The sequence below is a fragment of the Streptococcus orisratti DSM 15617 genome (genome assembly GCF_000380105.1).
Lineage (GTDB): Bacteria > Bacillota > Bacilli > Lactobacillales > Streptococcaceae > Streptococcus > Streptococcus orisratti.
Genome location: NZ_KB904455.1, coordinates 1 through 26916 on the forward strand (window position 1 = coordinate 1; position 26916 = coordinate 26916).

Consider the following 26916-nt stretch of genomic DNA (forward strand, 5'->3'; position numbering starts at 1 on the left):
TTAGATGTCACAGAATTTTCTTTAACCAGTCGATTTCTGCGAACTTCTTTTGAAATTGTGGACGGGTCTTTTCCTAACTTAGCTGCTATAGCTGAGAAGGGCTTAAGTTGTTCAATTCCTATTTGAATATCATTGCGATTAGAAAGTGTAAGATGTTTGTTTTTCATTGTCAGTTACCAACTTGTCCCATAGTAAGTTCTACCTTATTTTTTTGTCTCAGTCTAATTTCCAGTTTTGGTGTTAGACTAGAATTTACTTTGAGAATTTAGGTGAGAATTTAGGTTTGATAGAAAACAGTAAAAAACTTGCATTTAAATGGATAATTTGTTATAATAATGGGGTTGCTTAGACAACAAATACTCATCTTAAACCGATTGTGGACTTGTTGCCGCAAGGTTGGTCTGCAAGCCGACGTTTGAGAGAGGTTAAAAACATTTTATAAAGGAGAAACTACTCATGGCAGTAATTTCAATGAAACAACTTCTTGAGGCTGGTGTACACTTTGGTCACCAAACTCGTCGCTGGAACCCTAAGATGGCTAAGTACATCTTCACAGAACGTAATGGTATTCACGTTATCGACTTGCAACAAACTGTAAAATTGGCTGACCAAGCTTACGAATTTGTTCGTGATGCAGCAGCAAATGATGCGGTTATCTTGTTTGTAGGTACTAAAAAGCAAGCTGCTGAAGCAGTTGCTGAAGAAGCTACACGCGCAGGTCAATACTACATCAACCACCGTTGGTTGGGTGGAACTCTTACAAACTGGGGTACAATCCAAAAACGTATCGCTCGTTTGAAAGAAATCAAACGTATGGAAGAAGAAGGAGTTTTCGAAGTTCTTCCTAAGAAAGAAGTTGCACTTCTTAACAAACAACGCGCTCGTCTTGAGAAATTCTTGGGTGGTATCGAAGATATGCCTCGTATTCCAGACGTTATGTACGTTGTTGACCCACATAAAGAACAAATCGCGGTTAAAGAAGCTAAAAAACTTGGTATCCCAGTTGTTGCCATGGTTGACACAAATGCTGATCCAGATGATATCGATGTTATCATCCCAGCAAACGACGATGCTATCCGTGCTGTTAAATTAATCACAGCTAAATTGGCTGACGCTGTTATCGAAGGTCGTCAAGGTGAAGATAGCGAAGTTTCTTTCGAAGCAGCTGCAGAAGCAGAATCAATTGAAGAAATCGTTGAAGTTGTTGAAGGCGATAACAACTAAGATTAGTTTTTCGTACGAAAATGAAAACGGGGCAGAAAGCAAACCGCTCTGTCTCGTTCTTTTTTAAATTCTGGCTGCCTGCTAGCTCAAACTGGCTAAAGCAACTAGAATAACTATGTAACTATACTAAGTACGGATGAGGGGATTGATTTTCCAAGGCCCCTGTCATGTGCTTATATGATCTATATTCTTAATTCAAAGAGGAGAAAATCATGGCAGAAATTACAGCTAAACTTGTTAAAGAGTTGCGTGAAAAATCTGGTGCTGGCGTTATGGACGCTAAAAAAGCCCTTGTAGAAACTGATGGTGACATTGATAAAGCAATTGAATTGCTTCGTGAAAAAGGTATGGCCAAAGCTGCTAAAAAAGCTGACCGCGTGGCTGCTGAAGGTTTGACAGGCGTTTACGTTGATGGTAATGTTGCTGCAGTTATTGAAGTAAATGCCGAAACTGACTTTGTTGCTAAAAACGCTCAATTTGTTGACTTGGTAAATGACACAGCCAAAGCTATTGTTGCTGCCAAACCAGCTAACAACGAAGAAGCGTTAGCTATTAAATTGCCTTCTGGTGAAACACTTGAAGAAGCTTATGTTAATGCTACAGCAACAATCGGAGAAAAAATCTCATTCCGCCGTTTTGCCTTGGTTGAAAAAACTGACGAACAACACTTTGGAGCATACCAACACAACGGTGGGCGCATCGGTGTTATCACTGTTATCGAAGGTGGCGACGAAGCTCTTGCTAAACAAGTATCAATGCACGTTGCAGCGATGAAACCAACAGTTCTTTCTTACACAGAACTTGATCCACAATTTGTCAAAGATGAATTGGCTCAATTGAACCACACTATTGACCAAGATAACGAATCACGTGCAATGGTTGGCAAACCAGCTCTTCCACACTTGCAATTTGGTTCTAAAGCACAATTGACTGACGAAGTGATTGCCCAAGCTGAAGAAGATATTAAAGCAGAACTTAAAGCCGAAGGCAAACCAGAAAAGATTTGGGATAAGATTATTCCAGGTAAAATGGATCGTTTCATGCTTGACAATACAAAGGTTGACCAAGCATACACACTTCTTGCTCAAGTTTACATCATGGATGACAGCAAGACTGTTGAAGCTTACCTTGACTCAGTAAACGCTAAAGCTGTCAGCTTTGCACGTTTTGAAGTTGGTGAAGGTATTGAAAAAGCTTCAAATGACTTTGAAGCAGAAGTTGCGGCAACAATGGCAGCAGCGCTCAACAACTAATTACAAAAAAAGAAAAGAGGTCAAGGATTCTATCCTAGCCTCTTTTCTTTTTATCATACTTACAAGATGCAGTAGCGGGAAAAATTGTTGACTTTAGTCAATCTAGAATATTTCTGACACATTTATCAGATATGTTAGTATCGATGAGTCACTGCGGAGTAGTCTCTCGACTATCTTCTAGATAGTTAAGCGAAGTGCTTTTAGATAAGAGATTGTTTTTCGCTAATCAAGGCAGTTTTTAAAGGAATACTGTCTGTAATTCCTTAAAAACTAACGATGAGTAGCTGAAAAACTAGTCTTAGATGGAAGGGCTGAACTGTGAATACAGGTTCTAATACTCTTCGAAAATCAAAATTATCCGTTGTCAACTTGCCTTGATGAACTCAAGTTCTATCGTCGGCTTCGTTTCCTAGGCTACTTTTGATTTTCATTGAGTATAAGATTTATAAATCAATTTCTAGTACAATTGGTGTGTGGTCTTGGCGTGTACCAGAGTCAATCATGTCAGACTTGGTAATCTTGTTGGCAATGCGTTCAGAGGTGAGCCAGTAGTCAATGCGCCATCCGGTGTTGTTGATTTTGCTGGTCTTGCTACGTTGTGCCCACCAACTATACACATTTGGAACATTGCCATGTAGGTAGCGGAAGGTATCTGTAAAACCTTTGGCAAGCAGATTGGTGAAACCTTGACGTTCTTCATCGGTGAAGCCTGGTGAACGGCGATTAGAGTTTGGGTTGGCTAGGTCTATTTCTTCGTGGGCAACATTATAGTCACCTGTAGCAAGAACGGGTTTTTGACGATCCAGCTCTGCTAGGTAATTGGCATAGCATTCATCCCAGATTTGGCGATCATTTAGGCGTTTTAAGCCATCACCTGCATTTGGTGTATAGACTTGCGTAACGAAAAAGTCTTCGAATTCTAGTGTAATGATGCGGCCTTCGCAGTCCATTGTGCTTGGGGCACCGATTTCTGGATAAGAAATGGCTGGTGCTGGTAGGCTATTTTTATAGAGAAACATGGTTCCCGCGTAGCCTTTGCGCGCAGGCTCAATCGAAGAACGCCAAGCGACATTAAAACTAGGGAAAAAATCGTGCAAGATATCAAGGTGTTTTTTGGTTGGGCCTTTAGCAGAAAGCTTGGTCTCCTGAATAGCGATGATATCGGCATCTTGTGCAACCAGCGTGTCAATAACATCACGAGAGAGCTGGGCACGAGGAGAGTCGCTGGTCAAAGCAGCGTTGAGGGAGTCAATATTCCAAGAAATGAGTTTCAAAGTAAGATACCAAATCAATCTAGTAAGCATAGTCGGTTTAGGAGAAGAGTAACATACTATTCTATAGTGTGAACTTACCAGATGGAATTAATTCCTTTCTAATTTTATTGGAGTTAGAGCAGTGTTTCTTTTATTCTACCAGAAAATACCTGAACAGGCGAGTTTGAGGATTGCAAATAGCGGTTTAAGGGATATAATTACTAGAGAAGGGAGTAAAAAATGATTACATTGTTGACACTTTTAATTTTGTTTCTATTTTTCATTTGGCACTTTATCAGAATGCTTCGCTTGAGAGGAGAGCAGGCAACAACCGAGCCTCTGTGGGTACCTAAGGAAATTGGTTGGGGAGTTTCAATCAATCCCAGAAATCCCTTGGGTTTTTGGGTAATTTTTATCGTTGACATTGCTGTACTTATGACCATCTTGTGCCTCATCTTTGTGCTAGTTTTTGTAGAGGGCATGTGAAAAGCAGTTTGTAGAAAGAGTCGAAGTTGATGATAGTAGTAAAAACGAATGATGATACCTAAAGCCTGTATTCACAGTTCAGCACTTTTATCTAAGGCTAGTTTTTGAGCTACTCATCGTTAGTTTTTTTCAAAATACAGTCAGTGTTCCTTCAAAAAGCTACCTTGATTAGCGAAGAACTATCTCTTATCTAAAAGCATTTCATTTGTGAATACAGGTTTTAGTTAGTGAAAACTTGTTATCGTACATTCGATTTTTTAGTCAACTATTTGAGAGAGTAAAAAAATTGCCTGTTAAATTTCTGATGAAATGGCCTTTTTCAGTAGGTTCTGAAAATCAGATTTTCTTTTTTTGAAATCTATTTAGATTTTTTTCTAAATAGTTGTTGAATTATGATAAGGAAAGTGTATAATGTTATTTAGAAAAACTTCTAAATAGAAAGAGATGGCGAAAATGTCAAAGAGAAGGAGTGTGTTCATTTTTGTTGGTCTAGCTTACAGTCTAGCTTGGATGATTTGGTTAGGACTGAGGTTTTGGGGGATTCAGCTAGGTCAGTCATTTGCTCAGCTAGGCACTATGCTTGCCATGTGGACGCCTGCTCTTGCATTTTTTATCTTGAGGGCAATGAAGTCAGCAGATGTGCCTTTACAGGAGTACACGCCAAGTTTTAAGAATGGCTTACGCTATTATCTAACGGCTCTCTGGCTACCTACAATTTTAAGTCTTTTCGGGGCAGGTCTCTATTTCATGATTTTCAGAAATCAATTCAGTCTAGGTTTTGAATATCTTCAAAGTATGTTAGAAGCGACAGGACATTTTAAGAAAAGTATACCGTTGCAACTGGTGGCTGTATCTCAGCTTTTTTCAGCCATGACTTTCGCCCCTGTTTTCAATAGCTTATTAGCCTTGGGTGAGGAGATTGGCTGGCGTGGGTACCTTTACCCAGTTTTGCGTGAACGTTTTTCACTATTCCAGACGCATCTCTTAGTAGGCCTTATTTGGAGTTTGTGGCATCTTCCAATAAATTTGCAGGGTTATAATTATGGTTTGCTCTACTTTGGCTATCCCTGGTTGGGTGTGCTAGCGATGTTTGTTTTTTGTTTTAGTCTGAGTATTTTGCTAAGTTGGGTACGAGAAAAGACAGGATCTATCTGGGCATCGGCCCTGATGCATGGGTCTATCAATGCTAGTGCTGGCCTGGGTTTGCTTTTTCAACTCCCCTCTGAAAAAGTGGAAGGCATGCGCATTCTTGGCCCGTCACCTGCTGGATTTATAGCAGGAGTGCCTCTCTTGATTTTTGCGCTAGTCATTTTACAAAGAGAAAGGAGAACTACCCATGAGCTTCGCACAAACCTTTAAAGCCCTATCCAATCCTGTTCGGCGGGAAATCTTGGATTTACTGAAAGGTAGAAAGCTATCTGCTGGAGAAATAGCAGAGCGTTTTGAGTTGACAGGGGCTACCATTTCGCATCATCTCAGTGTCTTGAAAAAAGCAGATTTGATTTTAGAAACACGGGAGAAAAATTTTATCTTCTATGAGCTTAATACCTCGGTGCTAGAAGATATGCTGGTTTGGCTGACCGATTTGAAAGGAAGTAAAAATAATGAAAATTGATAAAAAATTATTGAGCTTAACAAGTGTAGTCATTTTACTACCAATGTTGCTTGGTTGTTTGTTTTGGTCTCAATTGCCGGAATCTGTGGCAACTCATTTCAATTTGTCAGGTCAGGCTGATGGTTTTAGTGGTCGTTTGATGACTGTTTTTGGATTACCAGTGTTCATGCTTTTATTACATTGGTTTTGTCTTTTTATAACTAGTAAGGATCCTAGAGCTGGTAATGTTAGTCCTAAAATGCGTTCCTTGACCTATTGGATTATTCCTTTGGTGTCAACCTTTGTTATGATATCGATTTATGGACAGGCCTTAGGCTACTTTGTAAATCAAATCATGATATTGAACTTGCTTTTAGGTATTATTTTTATGGTTATTGGAAATTATCTACCTAAAACTCGCCCTAATTATACCATAGGCATTCGCCTGCCTTGGACTTTGTATGATGAAGAAAATTGGGTTAAGACACATCGTTTGGCTGGAAAAATTTGGTTATTTTGTGGCATTTCAATTTTCTTCAATGCCTTTATACAGCTTGCAGTTGGCTTAGTTATTATTTTGACTTTAGTGGTGATGTTGGGTGTACCAGTGATGTATTCTTATTGGTTAGGAAAATCAAAACAGCGTTGATTTAGAGATGCGAAAAAGAGTTCACAAAATGTAAAAAGAACACCATTCATTTCAGCGTTGATGGTTTTAGTTAAAAGGTTTTGTGAATCTTTTGAGATTGGGAATATCACTAAGTTGGTAGTAGTGCCATTCTGATTATAGCTATGGGGACCTCTAAAAACTAATTTTCTAAAATTTAAAATGTTGATTTAACAAGGCTTCCATAACTCCAAATTCGCAATTTTGGGAGTTTATAGAGGTGCCCCTATGTAACACAAATGACTTAGCTTCGTGATGTAAAACTGATTTTTATTCAGGCTGTGCGAACTGATTAAGTTTAACCCCTGTCCTGAGAAGCTGTTTTAGTAGTGAAATTCACCGCCCTTGTACTTTTGTGATATAATAAAAATATCATTGAGATAAGGAGATATTCTTATGAAAAGACGTTTTACCCCTGTCCTGATTCTTCTATGGTTAGTGGTCATGGCGGTTAGTTACTTATTTTTTCTGCCTGCCCTTAACCCCTTAGATGTCGGTTTTTGGTTTTTTGTCATAGAAGGACTGATTCTGGCAACTTTTGCTGTTAGCCTATTAACTTTTGGAGAAACTATAAAACGTGCTTCCAGCCAGAAAGTTTCAGGATCGCGTTTGCGTAAGGATGTCAGCATTTCTTCTACCTATAAGAAACCGCTGTTGTATATTTTGAGTGGAATAGCAACTATCTTAGTCCTTTTGGCAGGATTAAATTTTTTTAATTCCCGTATTTTCCGTGCTAAAAGTTATGCTAATGTGATTAAAGTTACTGAAGCTGATTTTACAAAAGATTTTCCAGAAACAGATATTTCAAAATTAGCCCTGCTTGATCGTTCGTCGGCTAAGAAGATTGGAGATACTTACCTTGGTACAATTGACAAGGTCTCTCAATTTGGCATTTCTGATGACTACCGTCAGGTTACTATTGGGAAGCAGCCTTACCGAGTCTCACCTTTGGAATACAAGAATTTTTGGAAATGGGTATCTAATCGTAAAGAAGGTATTGGTTATTATGTAAAGGTTAATCAGACGACAGGAAAAGCTGAGCTGGTCAAGTTGAGCCAACCAATGAAGTACTCGGACTCAGAGTACTTTTTCAGAGATACGCTCCGCTATTTACGCCTAAAATACCCGACAACTATTTTTGGCGAACCCTCCTTTGAAGTTGATGATGAGGGTAATCCTTACTATGTGGCAACAACCTACAAACCAAAATTTTTATTATCATCTAAAGATCCAGATGGTGCTATCTTACTTAATGCTGTGACGGGCGAAACTAAGCGCTATGCACTAAATGATGTTCCGAAGTGGGTAGATCGAGTGTTCTCCGCTTCCAATGTTATCAGTCGTGTGGATGATTATTATACTTACCAAAAAGGTTTCTGGAATACAGTCTTTAGCCAAACGGGTGTCAAAAAGACCACTGATAGTTACAACTATATTTCTATCGGATCTGATATTTACCTCTATACAGGAATTACATCGGCAACAGCAGATTCTTCCAATCTAGGGTTTATCTTAGTCAATATGCGGACACGACAAGTAACCAATTACAAGCTGGCGTCGGCCACTGAATCAGCTGCCCAAGAGTCTGCTGAAGGAGAAGTTCAAGAAAAGAAATACACGGCTACCGCCCCAAGCTTGGTCAAACTCAGTGGGAAAGCCTACTATTTGGTTTCACTCAAAGACGATGCAGGATTGATTAAATCTTATGCCCTTGTTGATGCCGAGGATTACCAACAAGTTACCGTTGATAACGATATTGAGGACTTAATCGCCCAATTTACGGACTCAGATACCTCAGTTTTGTCAGGGGCATCAAATAACGCCTCTGGTGAGAAGAAAAAGGAAGCAACTATCATTCAAGGAACGGTTGAGCAGTTGGCTAGTCAAATGATCTCTGGCTCAACAGTTTACTATATCTCGTCATCGGGGCAGATTTATAAGGTTAAAGCCAGCGATGAGACCACTGATGCTCTACCTTTCTTAAAAGTGGGGGATAGCTTTAGCGGACAACTAGAAGAAAATCATTACTTGTCTCATTTTAAGGTTGAGTAGAGTTTCCTTAACAAAAATACTAGTTTTTCTTATTTTATCTAATTAAGTAAGCTATAAAAACAGTGGTCTTTGTGCTATAATAATGTATTATCAATAAAGGAGTTTCATTAGCTCCTATTTGAAAGGAAAGAAAATGACTAGTAAACAACCATTTTACATTACGACACCGATTTATTATCCGTCTGGTAAGCTTCATATCGGGTCTGCTTACACAACCATCGCTTGTGACGTCTTAGCACGCTATAAGCGTATGATGAACTACGATGTTTTTTACCTGACTGGACTTGATGAGCACGGTCAAAAGATTCAAGCTAAAGCAGAAGAAGCGGGTATTACACCTCAGGCTTATGTGGACGGTATGGCAGTTGGTGTTAAGGAACTTTGGAAACTCCTTGACATCTCTTATGATAAGTTTATCCGTACAACTGACGATTACCACGAAAAAGTGGTGGCTGATGTTTTTGAAAAATTGCTGGCGCAGGATGATATTTACTTGGGTGAGTATTCTGGCTGGTACTCTGTCTCTGACGAGGAATTTTTCACTGAGAGCCAATTAGAAGAAGTCTTTCGTGATGAAAGCGGTGAAGTTATCGGAGGAATTGCACCATCAGGCCACGAAGTAGAATGGGTGTCAGAAGAGTCTTATTTCTTGCGTCTGAGCAAATATGCAGATCGCTTGGTGGACTTTTTCCATGCCCATCCTGATTTTATCCAGCCTGACGGCCGTATGAATGAAATCATCAAAAACTTTATCGAACCTGGTTTGGAAGATTTGGCGGTTAGCCGTACCTCATTTACATGGGGCGTTAAGGTACCTTCAAATCCAAAACACGTCGTTTATGTCTGGTTTGATGCTCTGCTCAACTATGCGACAGCCCTAGGCTATGGTCAGGAAGACCACGCTAACTTTGACAAGTTTTGGAATGGTACTGTCTTTCACATGGTTGGAAAAGATATTTTACGTTTTCACTCTATTTACTGGCCAATTATACTCATGATGCTTGATTTGAAATTACCAGAACGTATGATTGCCCACGGTTGGTTTGTCATGAAAGACGGTAAAATGTCTAAATCTAAAGGTAATGTGGTTTACCCAGAAATGCTTGTCGAACGCTATGGACTTGACCCGCTCCGCTATTACCTCATGCGCTCACTTCCAGTTGGTTCTGACGGAACCTTCACACCTGAAGATTATGTTGGCCGTATCAATTATGAGCTGGCTAATGACCTTGGCAACCTTCTTAATCGTACGGTTGCTATGGTTAACAAGTATTTTGGCGGCGAAATTCCTGCTTACGTGGAAAATGTCACTGCATTTGATGCTGATTTGGCAGCAGTAGTAACTGAAAATCTAGCGGAATATCACAAACAGATGAATGCAGTGGATTATCCGCGCGCGCTGGAAGCGGTTTGGAATATTATTTCGCGTACCAATAAGTACATCGATGAAACAGCTCCTTGGATTCTTGCTAAGGATGACGCTAAGCGTGATGAACTGGCAGCAGTAATGGCTCATTTAGCAGCTAGTCTTCGTGTGGTGGCACACCTTACTCAACCATTTATGATGACAACATCAAACGCTATTATGGAACAACTAGGTCTAGGAAATGACTTTGACCTTGAAAATCTTACCCTTGCAGGCTTCCCAGAAGGTGTTAAAGTTGTTGCTAAAGGTACACCGATTTTCCCACGACTAGATATGGACGAAGAAATTGCCTACATCAAGGAACAAATGGGTGATGGCTCTGCTATTTCTCAAGAGGAAGAAAAGGAGTGGGAACCAAGCCAAGTTGAGCTCAAGAATGAAAAGAAAGCCATTAAGTTTGACGACTTTGACAAGGTGGAAATCCGTGTTGCCGAGGTTAAAGAAGTGTCTAAAGTTGAAGGTTCTGACAAACTTCTCAAATTCCGTTTGGATGCAGGAGATGGCGAAGACCGCCAAATTCTCTCGGGTATTGCAAAATTCTATCCAAATGAGCAAGAACTCGTTGGTAAAAAATTACAAATCGTTGCTAATTTGAAACCACGCAAGATGATGGGATTGCTTAGTCAGGGAATGATTCTCTCAGCCGAACATGATGGCAATCTGACTGTTTTAACCGTTGACTCAAGCGTACCAAATGGTAGTCAGATTGGATAAAGAGAATAACATTTTAAAGTAGCAAAGTGATTTGCTGCTTTTTCTTAGTGTTGTTTGACCTGTTAGATATTTTGTGATTTTTTATAGTCTTTTAGTTTGCTTTTAGTACAAGGCAATGAGCTGCAGGTTGCTAGAACAGCCTTTAGGCTGTTCTAGGTTGGAAATAAGACATGCGAAGCAAGTCACTTTCGTAAAGTACGGCAAAGTGAGTTCAAACAATCCAGTGGAGTGTTTGAAGTTATAAATAGGAAACAGAGTTTCCTCTTACGTCGAAGTAATCAAAGATAAACTAAATAACTATATTTTTGAAACGTATTGATGCTAATTGTATACGTTTCATTTTAAAAGTGCTAAATCGAGGTTGCTATTTTTTTGATTGACGTGATAAGATTTTCATATCACGGTGATAAAATTTAAGTATTTGTTAAGGAAGGAGAAAAATGATAAGATAGGCTTTGTTCTAGTTAGGCTTTGACAATTGCTGATAAGTGCTAACGGCTACTATTTATCATTTACGAGGAGAAAATAGATGACATTGAAAAAAATAATTGGTTTTACAGGCGTTGCCCTTGCTTCGACAGTGTTCTTAGCGGCTTGCTCATCACAATCCGACTCTAATACAACAAGTTCATCAAGTAAAAAGGAAGAGGTCGTCTTTGCAACGTCTGGGGCAACAGCACCTTTTGCTTATCAAGAAAATGGTGAGTTGACTGGATTTGACATTGAAGTGGCTAAGGCAGTTTTTAAAGGTTCGGACAAGTATAAAGTGACTTTTAAAAAGACAGAATGGTCATCCATCTTTACTGGTCTTGATTCTGATAAATACCAGATGGCAGGGGTAAACATCAGCTATAGTGACGAACGTGCGGCAAAATATCTTTACTCTTATCCAACTGGTGCAACTCCAACGGTTCTAGTTGTTCCAAAAGATAGCGATATCAAAACATACGATGATATTGCTGGTCATTCAACTCAGGTTGTTCAAGGAACAACAACAGAAGCTCAGTTGAAAGAATTTAATGAAAAGCATTCTGATAACCCTGTTGAACTGAAATACACTAATGAAAATATCACTCAGATTTTAACAAATCTTAACGAAGGTAAAGCTAAATTTAAGATTTTCGATGCTCCAACAGTTAATGCCATTATTAAAAATCAAGGTCTTGATAACCTAAAAACGATTGAATTGGAATCATCTGAGCAACCTTACATTTACTTCTTACTTGGTGGCGATCAGACTGACCTCCAGAAGTTTGTAAACAAGCGTATTAAAGAATTGTACCAAGATGGTACTATTGCAAAATTGGCTGAGCAATTCTTAGGAAGTGCAGATTACATTCCAGCAGAAGCTGATCTTGTCGTGCCTGGAAAATAAGGATTGATAAAGGGTGACAGAAATTTGACATTTTCAAGATTTTAAAAATGTCAGTTAGTTCTATCAGACAATTCGAGTTTGGAGTGATTTTATCCAAACTCGTTTCCTATAACAAATACGGAATTAGTTATAGTTTTAAACTATAGATTTCTACAATTATAAACAATTTGAAACTAGGAACTAGTTGCGATAAAATAATAACAGTTATGAAGAAAAGAGGATAGATATATGAAATTGAAAAAAATACTTGGTTTGGCAAGCATTGCCCTTGCATCAACAGTGATTTTAGCAGCATGCGGTGGAAAATCAAATTCTGCAAAATCAGATACGACAGAATTAAAAGTTGGTATCATGACTTTGGATGATTCAACTGAGCCACTCTGGGATAAGGTTAAAGAACTTACTGAAAAAGAAGGGGTTACACTTAAGTTGGTTGAGTTTACGGATTATACACAGCCAAACGAAGCCCTTCAAAATGGTGAGATTGATGTGAATGCTTTCCAACATAAATATTTCTTGAGTAACTGGAATTCTGAAAATGATGGAACTATTGTTGCAGCAGCAGATACTCTTCTTAGTCCAATTCGCCTCTTCTCAGGAGTTGATGGGGATGGTAAGGCAAAATATACTGATGTAAAAGATATCCCAGATGGAGCTAAGATTTCAGTACCAAACGATGCTTCAAATGAAAGTCGTGCTCTCTACCTTCTCCAAGCAGCAGGTTTATTGAAGCTTGACGTTTCAGGAAAAGAGTTAGCAACTATTAAGAATATTTCTTCAAATCCTAAAAAGTTAGATGTTACTGAAATTAATGCGGAACAAACAGCTTCAACACTGACTTCCGTTGACGCCGCGGTTATTAATAACTCCTACGCTCAGTCTGCAAATGTGGACTATGACACAACTCTCTATAAAGAAGCGGTGGATAAAAATTCTGATCAGTGGGTGAATGTCATTGCGGCTCAAAAAGATTGGAAAAAATCAGACAAAGCTGATGCCATTAAAAAATTGATTAAGGCTTATCAAACAGATGAAGTGGCTAAAGTTATCCAAGAAGCTACAAAAGGTGTTGACATTCCAGCTTGGGAAGGTGCAAAAGTAGATAACTAAGAGATTAAAACTCAACGAAAACAAAGTAAGTTGACAAACTGTCATTTTGATTTTCAAGGAGTCTTAGCTTTTGACAATTATACAAAAGGGCGTGTCGCTACACGTCGCTTTTGTCTTTATGGGGGTACAAGATGATAACAGATCAAGGTCAGTTAAAAAAATTTAACGAAGATGAGTTAACTCAGTATTATTTTGAGATTTTGAGAGAATTAGTTTCTAAAAAATCAATCTTTGCTCAGCAGGTTGGATTAGTTGAAACGTCTTCTTATCTTGGAAAGATTTTTGAAAACGCTGGCGCTGATGTAACTGTTGATGATAGTTATGTAGCACCTTTTGTTATTGCAAGATTTAAAAGTTCCAATCCCAAAGCTAAGAGTTTAATTTTTTACAATCACTACGATGTTCAACCAGCTGACGCTGACCAGCCTTGGACAGCGGAGCCCTTTAAATTGGACATAAGAGATGGTTATATGTATGGTCGTGGTGTTGATGACGATAAAGGACATATCATTGCTCGCCTAACTGCTATTGCTAAATACCTCAAATCTGCTAGAGATTTGCCTGTTAATATTACTTTTATTGTAGAAGGTGCCGAAGAGTCAGCATCAGTTGACTTTGAGAAATACCTTGGAAAATATGCCACAGAGTTGCGTGGCGCAGATCTTCTGATTTGGGAACAAGGCATTCGAAATGCTAAGGGGCAAATTGAAATTTCGGGGGGAACTAAGGGGATTGTGACCTTTGATATGCTTGTTGAATCAGCAGATGTGGATATCCATTCTAAGTTTGGAGCAATCATTGATAGTAGCTCTTGGTATCTACTCAATGCTATTGCCAGTCTTCGTGATCAGACTGGTCGTATTGCAGTAGAAGGCATTTATGACCACGTTCAGCAGCCTACCGAGCAAGAATTAGCTTTAGCGAGGGAGAATGCTAATTTGGATTGGGATTCTCTAGTTAATTTGTATCAGTTGAGCTTGCCAAGTTTAGTGAACAATCAGGAAGAATTAGTACAGCGACTTTTCTTTGAGCCGGCCTTGACAATTGAGGGACTAGAGACTGGATATCAAGGTCAAGGGGTTAAGACTATCTTGCCAGCCCATGCTTCTGCTAAAATGGAAGTGCGCTTGGTTCCTGGTATGGATCCGCAGGATGTACTTGAAAAAATTAAGCGTCACTTGGTTAAGCATGGTTATGACCGTGTAAAATTAATTTATACGCTAGGAGAGAAGGCTTATCGTAGTGATATGACCGCACCAGCCATTCGCCGTGTAATAGATATTGCACAGCAATTTTCCCCAGAGGGTGTGTCAGTATTACCAACAACAGCGGGGACAGGGCCGATGCATCAGGTTTTTGAGGCTTTAGAAGTGCCAATTGCAGCTTTTGGGATTGGGAATCCAAATAGCCGCGATCATGGCGGTGATGAGAATGTCAAACTAGCCGATTATTATACGCATATTGAAATGATTGAGGAGTTAATTAAGAGTTATGAGTAAAACGATGATTCATTTAGAGCATATTGATATCACGTTTCATCAGAAGAAACGAGTGATTGAAGCCGTCAAGGATGTCTCCATTGAAATTAAAGAAGGTGATATCTATGGTATTGTCGGATATTCTGGAGCAGGTAAATCAACCTTGGTGCGTGTCATCAATCTTTTGCAGGTACCAACTTCTGGGAAAGTTACCATTGGTGACGATGTGACTTTTGCTGATGGAAAAGTCCAACTTGCAGGGGCAAGATTGCGGCATAAACGGCAAAAAATTGGAATGATTTTCCAGCATTTCAATTTGATGGCTCAAAAAACTGCTCGACAAAATGTGGCCTTTGCTCTGCGTCATTCTGATTTGAGTAAAGAAGAGCGAGCTAAAAAAGTAGAGGAATTATTGGAGCTGGTTGATTTGGCTGATCGTGCAGACAACTATCCAGCACAGCTGTCTGGTGGACAAAAACAACGTGTAGCCATAGCGCGTGCACTTGCTAATGATCCTGAAATTTTAATTTCGGATGAGTCAACTTCCGCACTTGATCCTAAGACGACAAAACAGATTTTAACTCTTTTGCAGGACTTGAACCGAAAATTGGGCTTAACTATTGTCATGATTACTCATGAAATGCAGATTGTAAAGGATATTTGCCATCGGGTTGCAGTTATGCAAAGTGGTCAACTGATTGAAGAGGGGTCGGTTTTGCAGATTTTTTCAAAACCTCAAGAGCCTCTGACACAGGAATTCATCAAAACAGCTACTGGTATTGATGAAGCTCTGATTAAGATTGAAAAACAAGACATTGTTAAACAGTTGCCATCTAATAGTTTATTGGTACAACTCAAATACGCTGGTCATTCCACAGATGAGCCAATTTTAAATGATATTTACAAGCGTTTTGAAGTGACAGCTAATATTTTATATGGTAATATCGAAATTTTGGATAATACCCCTGTAGGTGAGATGGTGGTTGTTTTATCGGGAGGAACAGGTGCACTTGCAGCTGCGCAAGATGCTATCACATCTTCTGGTATTGAATTGACAGTATTGAAAAGAGGTGCCTAAATGGCTGGATGGATTGAAACAAATTTTCCGAATATTTATAAGATTGGGATGGAAGGGACAAATTCTTGGCCAGATGCCATCTATGCTACCCTTTACATGACTATTATTGCTTTTATTATCGGTGGTTTTTTGGGCTTGCTGATGGGGCTCTTTCTGGTTTTGACTGGACCAGATGGTGTGATTGAAAATAAGCCAGTTTTTCAGATTTTGGATAAAATTACCTCAATTTTTCGTGCGATACCTTTTATTATCCTTTTGGCTATTTTGAAGCCAGCTACTTATTTCTTAGTCGGTACTAATTTGGGGATGACAGCTGCACTTGTTCCTTTGTCTGCTGCAACTTTTCCATTTTTTGCCCGTCAGGTTCAGGTGGTTCTCTCGGAATTGGATCGTGGTGTAATTGAGGCTGCACAGGCTTCTGGTGCAACACTTTTGGATCTTATCAAGGTCTATCTCAGTGAGGGTCTACCTGACCTTATCCGTGTGTCAACGGTAACCTTGATTTCCTTGGTTGGTGAAACAGCTATGGCAGGTGCTATTGGAAGTGGTGGTCTGGGAACAATTGCTATCAACTACGGCTATCAACGTTCACATACAGATGTTACTCTTTTAGCAACTGTGCTCATTTTGATTTTGATTTTTATCATTCAATTTTTAGGGGATTTCCTAACTAAGAAACTTAGTCACAAATAGAAAATCAAAACCACCAGTTTAAAATGGTGGTTCAGAATGTAAACAAATTCCTAAAAATATAATAATTTGGATAAGCCCATGTGGGATTGTAAGACTCATAGAAACGTTATTATTTTAACATTTCTATGAGTCTTTATTTTGACGACAAAGGAATAAAAATTGACTCTAAAGCTTTTGTCTTTTCACATACTTGTTTATGGTGTGAGCAACTGTGAACGTATCTTTACTCTCTTAGGGCTAATCATCCGCTTCTTGTGCTATTTTATCCTCCATATCCTTAATGAGAGAAGATAAAGTAACTGTTTTTAAGGATTCCACTAACTGATTGTGAATATATTCCAGTTGAGGATCAAGAATGGAATGAACGACGCGTCCGACTTCACAGTCAGGATTGGTATCCTCATGCGGTTTGAAAATGATTTTTGATGATTCTTCGACAGCTTGAAAAATATCCCAAAAAGTCAAATTTTCTGGGTCTTTCAGCAGATGAGCACCACCAATGCCAGCATCAACTTTTACAAGACCTGCTCTTTGTAATTTTCCTAGTAAATTTCGTACTATGACTGGATTTGTTTGAATGCTATTAGCTAAAAAGGTAGAAGTTACTTTTTCCTTATTTTCAAAATGATAAATGGCTAGTAGAATGTGTACAGAAGTAGCTAAACGTGTTGAATAGGGCATTATTCTTCCTCGGTCAATAATATAGCATTAGGTTTGTTTTCTATTACTTCGACGACCGAGAAAATGTGCTTTTCTAATACTCAATGAAAATCAAAAGTAGCCTAGGAAACGAAGCCGACGATAGAACTTGAGTTCATCAAGGCAAGTTGACAACGGATAATTTTGATTTTCGAAGAGTATAATTTCCCACTTTCAGAAAAATAATCATTAGACAATTGGAACTCACTTAGCTGTGATTCAGTACGTTTTGTAGATCGTCGTCTCATAACAAAAGTAACCTAAAAGACTATACTATTATAGCATATTTTAGTTGTCAACAAAAAAATTACAACTCTAGGGTGTAACTATTGACATTACAACGAGGGAATGGTATACTTTTTATTGTTGGTTGTAACAAAACATGTTACAACAAGAATATAATTATAGGAGAAATTACCATGAAAATTGCAGTCGTAGCAGCAAATGGCAAAGCCGGTCAAGCTATCGTTGAAGAAGCTTTAAAAAGAGGTTTAGACGTGACAGCTATTGTCCGTAGTAAAAATAAGTCAAAAGCAAATAAAGTTATTGAAAAAGATTTGTTCGACTTAACGAAAGAGGATTTATCAGACTTTGATGTCGTTGTGGATGCCTTCGGGGCATGGTCTGAAGATCAGCTTCATCTTCACAGTGTTTCTCAAAAACACCTAGCTGATTTATTGTCAGGAACAGAAAAACGCTTGATGATTGTTGGAGGTGCTGGAAGTCTCTATATTAATCCTGAACACACAGTTCAGCTTGTAGATACTCCAGAATTTCCTGAAATCTTTAAACCCTTAGCTAATGCTCAGCGTCAAACTCTTGCTGAAATCCGTGAACGTAAGGATGTTAAGTGGACCTTTGTCAGTCCAGCAGCTGATTTTCAAGCAGATGGTCAACGCAGTGGTCATTATATTTTAGCTGGTGAAGAATTTACCGTTAATGATAACGGACAAAGTACCATTAGCTATGCAGATTATGCCATCGGTTTTGTAGATGAGATTGAAAATGGCAGACATATCCAAGAACGTATTAGCTTGATAGGAAAATAATCATAAAAATAATAGCTGAGGTATATAGTTTTAGTGTTATCATGTGGTTTGAAAATGATTTTTGATAATTCTTCAACCGTTTGAAAAATATCTTAAAAAATTAGCTTTTAGGGGGTCTCACCAGAAAAATTTCACCAATGCTAGCCTCACCGTTTACAAGACCTGTTCTTTACAATTTTTCTAGTAAATTTTGTAGAATAACTTGGTTGGATAGACGTTTGCTAGTAAGGCAAAAAAAGATTAACTCTTGCTAGCTGAGTTAATGGTAAATCAGTTGCCATATCTGCTGAAAACTAATTCAAAGACTACCAATAAAAGGTGAAATCAAGTTAATACTCTTCGAAAATCAAAATTATCCGTTGTCAACTTGCCTTGATGAACTCAAGTTCTATCGTCGGCTTCGTTTCCTAGGCTACTTTTGATTTTCATTGAGTATAAGAACTTGTATTCACAAGTGAAGTGCTTTTATATAAGAGGTAGTTTTTCGCTAATCAAGGTAGTTTTTTTTAAGGGAATACTAACTGTATTTTGAAAAAACGTTCAAAAGAGGCTAGGCAAGACATCCATGATGGCTCCGCCCTCACCCACAGAATAATGAAAACGAAACAAAGCTCTCACTAGGTGTAATCTTAGTGAGGGCTTTGTTTGTGGTTGACGAGTTAATGATGTTATTCATCGAGGGAAAAACTGCTCCACTCTACTGATGAGCACCCCAAAATATGCGATAGGCATGAGTATAAAAATACGACTAAAATTCGGTAGATAAGCTCTCTAATTTTTAGAAGGAGGGAATTTTTGCATTCTTTTTAGTTTTCGTATAAAAGTCTTAAAAATAAGAAAATAGCTTAGAACTGCGTCATCAGCAATGTTGATTCTAAGCTATTTTTGATTGTCCAAATTTTAATCGAAAGGGTAAAATTTTAGTTTTTGCCCAGCTTCTTTTGCGATGTTGTTAGTTCAATAGTTGATACAGGGCACCAAGCAAGTTTGCATCATTCCCAAAACTGGTTTTGACAATTTTGGGACGTGTTAAAACAGTACTGGTCACAGGATCCTTTGCTAAAATAAGGTCGTATTGACGATTAATTTCCCTTATTAAACTAGGCTGAACACTAATTCCTCCACCAATAGCAAAAATTTCCAAATCCAAAGTTGCATGTAGGTTTAAAATAATGGTCGCGATTGTTTGGCAATAATTTTCAAAGATAGCCAGAGCTTCGGGCTCTTTATCTTGAATAGCTTTAAAAGCTGATAGACCATCTTTATCATTTGAATTTCCAAGTGTTTGATTGATCTTTTTAACCATATTCACCGCTGAACCTAAAGAACCACTCATCTTATCAAACCCTTGGTTGGTAGGGTTTAAAAGCATAAAACTCAGTTCTCCTGCTTGAAAATGCAGACCGCTACGTAATTTCCCATCTAAAATCAGACCGCCACCAACACCAGTCCCCAAGACAATCGTAGCACCGTCTGACACCCCCTTTAGACTTCCTTGCCATACCTCGGCTAAGGCCGCTGCTTTACCATCATTAACTACAGCGGTGGTCAGATTGTACCGTTGTTTAATGCGTTCTTTAACATGGACATCATCTAAGTAAGTTAGTGCGCCACCCAAATAAATAATACCTTTATCAACATCTACACGACCGGGTGAGCTAAAAGCTACTCCTTGGATCTGATTACGATAATTCAAAATGATCTCATCAATGGATGACCAAAAGTCGTCTAAGTTAGAAGGGGACATGACATGATTTTTCTCCAAAATTTTTCCTGAAGCACTCATCAAGGCATACTTGATGTGAGTACCACCAATATCAAAACTTAAATAATTTGTCATTTTATTTTCTCATTGCTCCTCTCTTAATTGGCGAGCAGTCTTTCCAAAATTTGTTTCCAAAGCACGATTCATTGAACGTAGGCCACTAAATCCATGTTCCAAAGCAATATCCGTAAAGCGGTCTTTTGTTTCAATCAAGCTATCACGTGCTTTTTGAGCCCGAATAGTTCCCAGATATTGTCCCAAGGTCACTCCTAGATGTGATTTAAAGAATCGTGCCATGTAGGAGCGCGATAGGTGACAGTAATCTGCCAATTCTTCAAGGCCTATATCTTCTTGATAGTTTTGTTGTAAAAAGCTATCTATCTCTTTAATACGCTCAGCAATTTGTAATCGATTATTTTTGTGAAGGTTATCCTTATTATCCACTAAAAATGAAGTTACCAAAATGTCTAAAACTTGTAGAATTCCTAAATTTAATTTCAGATTTTTCTGTGGGTTATCCGTCTGAAAATCTAGAATAATACCTTCTAAGATATCTTGGAGATGTTTGTAAGCCTGCTTTTGTTCTTCTGAAAAAGTTTCTGGATGATTGATGTCAAATTGACAATGGTTAATAGTATTGCATTGACCAACCAGAAAAGGATAGGGGTAGATAATCGTCAATGCTAACTCAGGTTCTTTTTTATAATTCAAAACACGAATACTGTGGACATCCTGTGTATTGACTACTAAAATCTGACCTGAGGTTGTTTGAAAATTTTCACCAGCGATATAGAAATGGTCAATTGATCCCCTAGATGTATAACTTAGCTCAACTGCTCTATGCCAGTGTGGCTCAATGTAAGTTGTTTCCTGCCCATTATGGACGTACAAGAAGGATAGCAAACCTTGATTAGGATTAACCACCTCATGTTGACATACTTCCAAGAAAGACCTCCTTTTAGGAAAAGACTTGTTTTCTAATGATTCCTATGTAAGATTATTTATGAAGTTTATGCACTTTAATATAATGCACGATTGCATATGCTGTTATGATTGCAAAACCAATAGCTGAAATGAGTAAGGTATTTTTAGCCTCAGAACCAAGAAAACTTGAGAGACTTCCCATGACTGTTGGAGAGATAAAGCAACCAATATTTACCATGACAAGAATGATTGTTGTTGCTAAATTAACAGAGTTTTGTGGTGCTGCCCATCCAAGCCAGTTGTACATATATGGTACCGCAAATCCAAAGCCAACGCCAGTAATAACCATGGATAAAAGTAGGATGGCTAAATTTTGTGAATAGGCCGTTAACAAGAAACCTAAGGTAACTAAAAGAAAACCAAGTGGAAAAATCATATCATGTAATTTCTTAAAGAAGAAACCGAAGCTAGCTCCAATAGGGATACCCACTAATGTTGAAAATCCTGCTACCATAGCAGCCGTCGAAGTAGTACCAATGCTATTTTCCACAATCATGGTTGGTAACTTATAACTCATTGGTAAGTATAGCATGAAAATAAAGAACATCAAAACAGCAATAAGTACGACTTTGCCATTGATTGATTGTTTTTGCTTAACTCCATTTTGACTACCAGACTGAGTAGTTTCTTTTTTTAATGGGACAAACAGAGTAAATAGAATAAGAGCAGGGATAACAAGAAAATAAATCGCAAAGGCAGCATGCCAGCTCATTGTAACCAAATAACTTACTAAAAAAGAAGACACTGCAGCACCGATACTACTCATAACATTTTGAAAACCAAGCATGGAGGCACGTTCTTCTTCATTATCGATGTAAAAATGAGGAATCAAGCTGACCGCCAATGAATTGAAAAGTCCAATCCCAGCACCTAGTAGAAAACGTGATATTAGAATGGGTGTAAAACTGGTAGCATATATTGGGAAAGTCCCTGCTAATAGGGTAATGACTAAACCTGTCAAAATAGTTGACTTTTGTCCAAGAATACGAATTAAAAATGGACTAATAAACAAGCCAACCATAATTCCAAAATTGGGAATCGTTGATAAGGTTTCAACGCCACTTTGACTTACGCCAGGGAAGGCATGATACATTAGTGGGAGAGCAGCCGAAATTTGTGGCGCAATCATCAAAAAGAGAGAGATAGAGAGTAGAGAAATTTTGAAAGATAATTTATCTTTAACTGGTTTCATGACGAAATCCTCCTGAGTATATGTAATAGCTTAATAGACGGCAAAGTAACCGCTATCAATCTTTTCTTAGCTCTAATTATAACGGCTTGACAGATTTTACAAAATAACAGGAGTTCCCAGAAAAAGGCGCTGAGTGACCTCTTTATATTTCATAAATAGGTCACTAGACGCCCTTTTTTAGATAAGATGACACTAGATTTTTAGTTACTTTTGACCTAAAATCGTAGTATCTACAAAATATATTTAGAAATGAGGTCTCACAAAATGGTGATTAAGAAAGATATTTTAGAGGCGGCTAAAACACTGAATGCCCTTTTTAAAGAAGGGGATGATAAACGTGATGCAGGACTACCGCATGATATTCCCGAAGTAGAACGATTTGATGATATTGCTTATGGTTCTAAAGAAAAGTGGAATCTCTTAGATATTTATCTACCTAAAAAACGTACGGGAAAGGTCCCAACTATTATCAATATACATGGTGGTGGATGGGTTTATGGGACTAAAGAAACTTACCAGTTTTTTGGGCTTAGTTTAGCAAAAGAAGGCTTTGCATTTGTCAATTTCAACTATCAATTGGCTCCTGAAGTTGAATTTCCTGGTGAACTAGACGATGTTAACCGTGCCATGCACTGGGTAGGCAAGCACAGTGATGATTATGATTTAGACTTAAATAATGTTTTCATCATTGGAGATAGTGCTGGTGGGCAGATGGCAGTACAATATTTGACTATTTTAACTAATGATGACTTCCGTCAAAAATTCGGCTATGAAAAACCTAACTTCTCAGTCCGAGCAGCCGCTATCAATTGCGGCGCCTCTTTCCTCAACATTCCTGGAACGATAGAAGGGGCTCCACAAGCTTACTTTACCGATGCTGTTTTAGAAAACAAAATAGATATGCTGCTGACCGAAAATTACATCACTTCAGCTATGCCACCGCTATTTCTTACCACTGCTAATCAAGACTTTATCCGTGACTGCACTGTTCGACTAGATGGTTTCCTACGTGCTAAGCACATTGAGCATGAATTTAGAAGTTTTGGGACACCTGAAGATCCAAAAGGACATGTTTTTAATTACAATGTTAAAGATCCTATTGCAACTGCCTGTAATTTAGAAATATTAGATTTTTTCAAACGCTATTTTGTATAATATCGGTTGAGGCTAGCCAGAAACTAGCCTTTTTTAACTTTATGAATGATAAAGCTCAAGAGAAAACCTAGAAGTGCGAAGCTAATCCATCCAAGGTTAAATTGTCCCAGAGGTACGATTTCGGTAAAAAAGGAAACAACTGCAGTTGGTAACCTAAAGAGACCAGTCATCTTAGAAAGGGTAGATAGAGCATCATAGCATGCTGCAATAGCTGTCAAACCAATGGTGATTTGGAAAACTTTGGGATTTCCATTGAAATATTTTTGCCCAAGTACCAGAGCAATAATAACAACGGTTAACGGGTAAAGAAGGTAGAGGACGGGAAGTGACCACTTGATTAATTCGGATAAACCACCAAAGTAAAAAGTCGTGGCAATCAGTGTGAAGATTCCTGCCCAAGTCACGTGAGAAAGTCTTGGAAACAATTTATGGAAATATTCTGCACAGGCGGTGATTAAGCCAGTGGCTGTTGTCAGACAGGCTAGAAAAATGGCTAACGCTAGTACTGCACGACCGATATTTCCCAAATAGAAAAAGGCAGCTTGGCTTAGTACATGACCACCGTCAATAGCGGAATTTTGGAAAGTAAAGTTACCCTTTGAAAAGTCAAATAAGCTCTGGGATGTTGCACCAATTCGTCCTACAAAAATATAGATTAGCGCTAGGAGGTTGATGGCAACGAGTCCTGATTTTAGGGTAATGGTAGCAATTTGGGCTTTGCTAGTGGCACCAAATTCTTTGGCGGCATTGATAACGAGAATAGCAAAAGCCAGTGATGCCAGGGCATCCATTGTTCCATAGCCTTGAATGAGACCTGCCACAAAGGGATAATCTTTAAAAGCATTACTAATATCAGAGGCGGCATTGTGGGGCTGCCCAATATGTCCAGCAGGATGGATAAAAGATGCTATCACTAGAATGGTAATCACCAGAAGAAGAGCAGGTGTCAAGAAGCGTCCGATGGCATCAGCGATTTTATTGGGCTTGATAGCAAGTAGATAAGACAGGCCAAAGAAAATGATGGCATAGATAACTTTTACAGCTGGACTATTGCCAAATATTGGTTCGGTCCCGATGGAGTAGGAAGTGGCTCCTGTTCTTGGAATGGCAAAGAATGGGCCGATAGAAAGGTAGAGGGCGACAGAAAAGAGCAGTGCATACCACTTTGAGATGGGGCGATTAACTATTTCAACATCTGTGGCTCCTGAATAGGCAACAGCCACTACACCTAATAAGGGAAGTGTGACACCAGTTAAGCAAAAACCAAGAATTGCCCAAAAGAGATGACTTCCAGAGTAAATACCTAAAAATGCGGGATAGATGAGATTTCCCGCTCCAAAAAATAGCGCAAAGAGCATAAAACCAATGATGACATAAACATTTTTTTGTGTCATAATATAATCCTTTCTTAGGTGAGATGAGAGATAATTGTATAATATTGAATATAATTGAATACAATAGTATGACAATTACATTATAACTGAGGGCTAAAGAAAGGTCAATAAAAGATGCTTATGAACAAATTACTGATTGGAGAAATTGAAAATGGCTTCTTCTTGTACGTGTACAGCATGTTTTTTGCTTGAACTCAACTTGAACTTTCCTGCTAATCGTGTTATTCTAGTAGTGTTATAGTTTATAATTAGAAGGTGGTAGCCAACTCCGAGCTACCTTTTTTACATTTTATGGAGGATTTAATGTCAACAAAAGAAACTGTTTCAAAGAACACAACTTTATCCATTGTCGCAACTGCTCTATTAGGCTTCGCTGGTATTTTATCTGAAACTAGTATGAATGTAACCTTTCCTACTCTTCAGAAGGTTTTTGGACTTCCCTTATCTAGTTTACAGTGGATTACGACTGTTTATCTTTTAGCGGTTGCCATTTCCATGACCGTTAGTGCCACGTTACAACAAAATGTTAAGGAAAAGAGTATCTTAAACATCGCTCTATTTCTCTTTACTACAGGTACTATCCTAGCCTTTATCACTAATCTCTTTCCTATTATGATTGCTGGGCGTGTCTTGCAGGGGTTAGGGACAGGGATTGGAATGACGTTGATGTTCAACCTAATTTTAGAGCGTGTTCCACTAAGTAAGATTGGGACTTACATGGGAATTGGGGGTCTTATCATGAGTTTAGCCCCTGCATTTGGTCCTACTTATGGAGGCTTTATGATTGCTCATCTTCCTTGGCAGTGGATTTTTATTTTCATTTTGCCTGTTCCAGTCATCTGTTTTATACTTAATCAGAGATATATGGAAAATAGTCCAAAAACAGTGAAACGTCCCTTTGATATTTTTGCCTTTAGCTTTCTAGCAGTTGCACTGACCACCTCTCTTCTTGCCATTACAAGCTTAGAAAATGGGAAGGTTAATTGGCCATATCTGGTCATTTTCATTGTTAGTTTGCTTGGTTTTATTGTTCGTAGTTTAAAAACCAAAGCACCTTTTCTAGATATTCGAATCTTAAAAGTACCAACTGTTTGGTTGGGGTTGATTCCCTTTTTCATCTATCAATTTTCAAATCTGGGTTCTAATTTTATCATTCCAAACTTTTTGATTGAAGCTAAGGGAGCAAGTTCTACTTTAGCGGGATTTGCACTCTTGCCAGGGACACTATTAGGGGCTCTGCTTGCTCCCCTTTTTGGGAAATTTTATGATTTAAAGGGACCTAAACCTTCTCTTTACATTGGTAATACCCTTTTTGCCTCGGCTTTAGCTATCATGGCTAGTCTGACACAGTCATTGACAGTTTTTAGTTTAGCTCTCAGTTATATCATTTTTACCTTTGGACGAAACATGGCTTTTAACAATACTTTGGCTGTTTCGGTCTCTAAACTGCCTCAAGATAAAAAGGCTGACGCAACTGCTATTTTTCAAATGATGCAACAGTTTGCAGGTGCGCTTGGAACTGCGATTGCTTCGGTATTGGCTAATACTAGCTCTGATTTAACTCAAGGCGTTCAACGTGTCTTTTCGTTGCAACTCTTCCTAGTGCTCACTATTTATATTTTCTTCTTCAATCTATTTAAGCAATTAAATAAATCATAAAAAAACAGTAAGCTAAGTTGAATTTCCCTTTCTAAAGGATAATTCTAGGACACATAATAATTTACCAACACAACCAGCTTATCTGTAATAAAACGGAAAGGATAAAAAAGCTATGAAATTTATATATGCTACATATAACCAACGCTGCAATAGCATTGATATAACCACTTTTGATAATATGCTTTTACGAATCGACTGCAATAAGGCAGAGGATGGATTGAAGACCACACCTAATTCACAGTGTGCATTAAATGCTCTTGCCATTGACAACCCTATGGAGTATGCCAGGCTGGCTTTGACGGGTGAGATGCAAGATTGGATGAAAAGCAAATCCGCCAACTGGAACGTGCTGTTACAGGATATTTTGATTACATAGAGGATTTGATTGAACATGAAAATGTCTTTACAATGGAGGAATTTTCAAAAAGTGTGAACGAGTTCCTTGCGTTCCGCAGATATGATATATTGAAAGATAATGGACATATTTCCCATAAGCAGGCAGTAGAGAAAGCATATCAGGAATATGATATTTTTAACAAGACGCAGCCGATAGAATCTGATTTTGATAAGATAGTAAAAGGATTGGAAAAAGCTGAGAAATAAACAAAGTTAAATA

Annotated in this window: 25 protein-coding genes; 18 read left to right on the plus strand and 7 right to left on the minus strand. The window is 38.4% G+C overall.

What is annotated here, in order from left to right; genetic code table 11:
- The coding region (locus A3I7_RS12365) for a helix-turn-helix domain-containing protein (protein WP_018375269.1) at positions 1 to 167 on the minus strand (167 nt) is incomplete at its 3' end.
- Between the two features lie 289 nt (positions 168 to 456).
- On the opposite strand from A3I7_RS12365, the gene rpsB reads away from it, so the two are divergent.
- On the plus strand, positions 457 to 1224 hold the full coding sequence (gene rpsB / locus A3I7_RS0102835) for a 30S ribosomal protein S2 (RefSeq protein ID WP_018375270.1): 768 nt from the start codon (positions 457 to 459) through the stop codon (positions 1222 to 1224).
- A 212-nt stretch (positions 1225 to 1436) separates the two neighbouring features.
- Positions 1437 to 2477 (plus strand): translation elongation factor Ts, encoded by a 1041-nt coding sequence (gene tsf, locus A3I7_RS0102840; protein WP_018375271.1) that lies wholly within the window; start codon positions 1437 to 1439, stop codon positions 2475 to 2477.
- 443 nt (positions 2478 to 2920) lie between these two features.
- On the opposite strand, the gene A3I7_RS0102845 is transcribed toward tsf, so the two are convergent.
- The gene (locus A3I7_RS0102845; RefSeq protein ID WP_026217101.1) at positions 2921 to 3751 is read right to left on the minus strand and encodes an exodeoxyribonuclease III; all 831 of its coding nucleotides are present in this window, start codon (positions 3749 to 3751) and stop codon (positions 2921 to 2923) included.
- A 219-nt stretch (positions 3752 to 3970) separates the two neighbouring features.
- Here A3I7_RS0102845 and A3I7_RS0102850 point away from each other — a divergent pair, with 219 nt between their 5' ends.
- The 11 genes from A3I7_RS0102850 (at position 3971) to A3I7_RS0102900 (ending at position 16403) form a co-directional block, all read left to right on the plus strand.
- On the plus strand, positions 3971 to 4216 hold the full coding sequence (locus tag A3I7_RS0102850) for a hypothetical protein (protein WP_018375273.1): 246 nt from the start codon (positions 3971 to 3973) through the stop codon (positions 4214 to 4216).
- Positions 4217 to 4669: 453 nt separating this feature from the next.
- Positions 4670 to 5575, plus strand: coding sequence for a CPBP family intramembrane glutamic endopeptidase (locus A3I7_RS0102855; protein WP_026217102.1), 906 nt, complete (start codon positions 4670 to 4672; stop codon positions 5573 to 5575).
- Positions 5553 to 5831 (plus strand): autorepressor SdpR family transcription factor, encoded by a 279-nt coding sequence (locus A3I7_RS0102860; RefSeq protein WP_018375275.1) that lies wholly within the window; start codon positions 5553 to 5555, stop codon positions 5829 to 5831. The genes A3I7_RS0102855 and A3I7_RS0102860 overlap by 23 nt, the downstream gene beginning before the upstream one ends.
- Positions 5821 to 6459, plus strand: a complete 639-nt coding sequence (locus A3I7_RS0102865; RefSeq protein WP_018375276.1) for an SdpI family protein — start codon at positions 5821 to 5823, stop codon at positions 6457 to 6459. The genes A3I7_RS0102860 and A3I7_RS0102865 overlap by 11 nt, the downstream gene beginning before the upstream one ends.
- Positions 6460 to 6873: 414 nt before the next feature.
- Complete coding sequence (locus A3I7_RS0102870) at positions 6874 to 8529, plus strand: hypothetical protein (protein WP_018375277.1); 1656 nt, start codon at positions 6874 to 6876, stop codon at positions 8527 to 8529.
- A 133-nt stretch (positions 8530 to 8662) separates the two neighbouring features.
- Positions 8663 to 10669, plus strand: coding sequence for a methionine--tRNA ligase (gene metG, locus A3I7_RS0102875; protein WP_018375278.1), 2007 nt, complete (start codon positions 8663 to 8665; stop codon positions 10667 to 10669).
- Between the two features lie 529 nt (positions 10670 to 11198).
- Positions 11199 to 12044 carry an amino acid ABC transporter substrate-binding protein gene (locus A3I7_RS0102880; RefSeq protein WP_018375279.1) on the plus strand — a complete coding sequence of 282 codons (846 nt, stop codon included), beginning with the start codon at positions 11199 to 11201 and terminating at the stop codon, positions 12042 to 12044.
- Positions 12045 to 12272: 228 nt separating this feature from the next.
- On the plus strand, positions 12273 to 13154 hold the full coding sequence (locus tag A3I7_RS0102885; RefSeq protein WP_018375280.1) for a MetQ/NlpA family ABC transporter substrate-binding protein: 882 nt from the start codon (positions 12273 to 12275) through the stop codon (positions 13152 to 13154).
- 131 nt (positions 13155 to 13285) lie between these two features.
- Positions 13286 to 14653: a M20/M25/M40 family metallo-hydrolase gene (locus A3I7_RS0102890; protein ID WP_018375281.1), complete on the plus strand. Its 1368-nt coding sequence runs from the start codon at positions 13286 to 13288 to the stop codon at positions 14651 to 14653.
- Positions 14646 to 15710, plus strand: coding sequence for a methionine ABC transporter ATP-binding protein (locus A3I7_RS0102895; RefSeq protein ID WP_018375282.1), 1065 nt, complete (start codon positions 14646 to 14648; stop codon positions 15708 to 15710). Before A3I7_RS0102890 ends, A3I7_RS0102895 begins: the two co-directional genes overlap by 8 nt.
- Positions 15711 to 16403 carry a methionine ABC transporter permease gene (locus A3I7_RS0102900; RefSeq protein ID WP_018375283.1) on the plus strand — a complete coding sequence of 231 codons (693 nt, stop codon included), beginning with the start codon at positions 15711 to 15713 and terminating at the stop codon, positions 16401 to 16403.
- Positions 16404 to 16640: 237 nt separating this feature from the next.
- Here A3I7_RS0102900 and A3I7_RS0102905 read toward each other — a convergent pair whose 3' ends face one another.
- Entirely contained in the window at positions 16641 to 17084 is a 444-nt protein-coding gene (locus A3I7_RS0102905; protein WP_018375284.1) for an Rrf2 family transcriptional regulator, read from the minus strand.
- 437 nt (positions 17085 to 17521) lie between these two features.
- On the opposite strand from A3I7_RS0102905, the gene A3I7_RS0102910 reads away from it, so the two are divergent.
- Positions 17522 to 18151 carry an NAD(P)-dependent oxidoreductase gene (locus A3I7_RS0102910; protein WP_018375285.1) on the plus strand — a complete coding sequence of 210 codons (630 nt, stop codon included), beginning with the start codon at positions 17522 to 17524 and terminating at the stop codon, positions 18149 to 18151.
- Between the two features lie 952 nt (positions 18152 to 19103).
- Here the strand turns inward: A3I7_RS0102910 and A3I7_RS0102915 are convergent.
- From A3I7_RS0102915 to A3I7_RS0102925, 3 genes are read right to left on the minus strand one after another with little or no spacing between them, the layout of a single operon-like run.
- Complete coding sequence (locus A3I7_RS0102915) at positions 19104 to 19991, minus strand: ROK family protein (RefSeq protein WP_018375286.1); 888 nt, start codon at positions 19989 to 19991, stop codon at positions 19104 to 19106.
- A gap of 9 nt (positions 19992 to 20000) precedes the next feature.
- Positions 20001 to 20861 carry an AraC family transcriptional regulator gene (locus tag A3I7_RS0102920; protein ID WP_018375287.1) on the minus strand — a complete coding sequence of 287 codons (861 nt, stop codon included), beginning with the start codon at positions 20859 to 20861 and terminating at the stop codon, positions 20001 to 20003.
- Positions 20862 to 20913: 52 nt separating this feature from the next.
- Complete coding sequence (locus A3I7_RS0102925; RefSeq protein WP_018375288.1) at positions 20914 to 22092, minus strand: MFS transporter; 1179 nt, start codon at positions 22090 to 22092, stop codon at positions 20914 to 20916.
- Between the two features lie 264 nt (positions 22093 to 22356).
- Here A3I7_RS0102925 and A3I7_RS0102930 point away from each other — a divergent pair, with 264 nt between their 5' ends.
- Positions 22357 to 23247, plus strand: coding sequence for an alpha/beta hydrolase (locus A3I7_RS0102930; RefSeq protein ID WP_018375289.1), 891 nt, complete (start codon positions 22357 to 22359; stop codon positions 23245 to 23247).
- A gap of 23 nt (positions 23248 to 23270) precedes the next feature.
- Here the strand turns inward: A3I7_RS0102930 and brnQ are convergent, their stop codons facing one another.
- Positions 23271 to 24641 carry a branched-chain amino acid transport system II carrier protein gene (gene brnQ, locus A3I7_RS0102935; RefSeq protein ID WP_018375290.1) on the minus strand — a complete coding sequence of 457 codons (1371 nt, stop codon included), beginning with the start codon at positions 24639 to 24641 and terminating at the stop codon, positions 23271 to 23273.
- A gap of 303 nt (positions 24642 to 24944) precedes the next feature.
- On the opposite strand from brnQ, the gene A3I7_RS0102940 reads away from it, so the two are divergent.
- The 3 genes from A3I7_RS0102940 (at position 24945) to rhuM (ending at position 26903) form a co-directional block, all read left to right on the plus strand.
- Complete coding sequence (locus A3I7_RS0102940; RefSeq protein ID WP_018375291.1) at positions 24945 to 26300, plus strand: MFS transporter; 1356 nt, start codon at positions 24945 to 24947, stop codon at positions 26298 to 26300.
- A gap of 178 nt (positions 26301 to 26478) precedes the next feature.
- Positions 26479 to 26676: a DUF6061 family protein gene (locus A3I7_RS14450; protein ID WP_483854943.1), complete on the plus strand. Its 198-nt coding sequence runs from the start codon at positions 26479 to 26481 to the stop codon at positions 26674 to 26676.
- Positions 26616 to 26903 (plus strand): RhuM family protein, encoded by a 288-nt coding sequence (gene rhuM / locus A3I7_RS0102950; RefSeq protein ID WP_083907198.1) that lies wholly within the window; start codon positions 26616 to 26618, stop codon positions 26901 to 26903. Before A3I7_RS14450 ends, rhuM begins: the two co-directional genes overlap by 61 nt.
- Positions 26904 to 26916: the final 13 nt, after the last annotated feature.

Excerpts from the sequence above, each read along its gene's own strand:
- A3I7_RS0102895 (WP_018375282.1), top strand. The coding sequence starts at position 14,646 with ATGAGTAAAACGATGATTCATTTAGAGCATATTGATATCACGTTTCAT.
- A3I7_RS0102900 (WP_018375283.1), top strand. The coding sequence starts at position 15,711 with ATGGCTGGATGGATTGAAACAAATTTTCCGAATATTTATAAGATTGGG.
- A3I7_RS0102940 (WP_018375291.1), top strand. The coding sequence starts at position 24,945 with ATGTCAACAAAAGAAACTGTTTCAAAGAACACAACTTTATCCATTGTC.
- A3I7_RS0102880 (WP_018375279.1), top strand. The coding sequence starts at position 11,199 with ATGACATTGAAAAAAATAATTGGTTTTACAGGCGTTGCCCTTGCTTCG.
- A3I7_RS0102870 (WP_018375277.1), top strand. The coding sequence starts at position 6,874 with ATGAAAAGACGTTTTACCCCTGTCCTGATTCTTCTATGGTTAGTGGTC.
- A3I7_RS0102905 (WP_018375284.1), bottom strand. The coding sequence starts at position 17,084 with ATGCCCTATTCAACACGTTTAGCTACTTCTGTACACATTCTACTAGCC.
- A3I7_RS0102860 (WP_018375275.1), top strand. The coding sequence starts at position 5,553 with ATGAGCTTCGCACAAACCTTTAAAGCCCTATCCAATCCTGTTCGGCGG.
- A3I7_RS14450 (WP_483854943.1), top strand. The coding sequence starts at position 26,479 with ATGCTTTTACGAATCGACTGCAATAAGGCAGAGGATGGATTGAAGACC.
- A3I7_RS0102930 (WP_018375289.1), top strand. The coding sequence starts at position 22,357 with ATGGTGATTAAGAAAGATATTTTAGAGGCGGCTAAAACACTGAATGCC.
- brnQ (WP_018375290.1), bottom strand. The coding sequence starts at position 24,641 with ATGACACAAAAAAATGTTTATGTCATCATTGGTTTTATGCTCTTTGCG.
- A3I7_RS0102885 (WP_018375280.1), top strand. The coding sequence starts at position 12,273 with ATGAAATTGAAAAAAATACTTGGTTTGGCAAGCATTGCCCTTGCATCA.
- A3I7_RS0102855 (WP_026217102.1), top strand. The coding sequence starts at position 4,670 with ATGTCAAAGAGAAGGAGTGTGTTCATTTTTGTTGGTCTAGCTTACAGT.
- A3I7_RS0102910 (WP_018375285.1), top strand. The coding sequence starts at position 17,522 with ATGAAAATTGCAGTCGTAGCAGCAAATGGCAAAGCCGGTCAAGCTATC.
- rpsB (WP_018375270.1), top strand. The coding sequence starts at position 457 with ATGGCAGTAATTTCAATGAAACAACTTCTTGAGGCTGGTGTACACTTT.
- A3I7_RS0102915 (WP_018375286.1), bottom strand. The coding sequence starts at position 19,991 with ATGACAAATTATTTAAGTTTTGATATTGGTGGTACTCACATCAAGTAT.
- metG (WP_018375278.1), top strand. The coding sequence starts at position 8,663 with ATGACTAGTAAACAACCATTTTACATTACGACACCGATTTATTATCCG.
- A3I7_RS0102865 (WP_018375276.1), top strand. The coding sequence starts at position 5,821 with ATGAAAATTGATAAAAAATTATTGAGCTTAACAAGTGTAGTCATTTTA.
- A3I7_RS0102850 (WP_018375273.1), top strand. The coding sequence starts at position 3,971 with ATGATTACATTGTTGACACTTTTAATTTTGTTTCTATTTTTCATTTGG.
- tsf (WP_018375271.1), top strand. The coding sequence starts at position 1,437 with ATGGCAGAAATTACAGCTAAACTTGTTAAAGAGTTGCGTGAAAAATCT.
- A3I7_RS0102890 (WP_018375281.1), top strand. The coding sequence starts at position 13,286 with ATGATAACAGATCAAGGTCAGTTAAAAAAATTTAACGAAGATGAGTTA.
- A3I7_RS0102925 (WP_018375288.1), bottom strand. The coding sequence starts at position 22,092 with ATGAAACCAGTTAAAGATAAATTATCTTTCAAAATTTCTCTACTCTCT.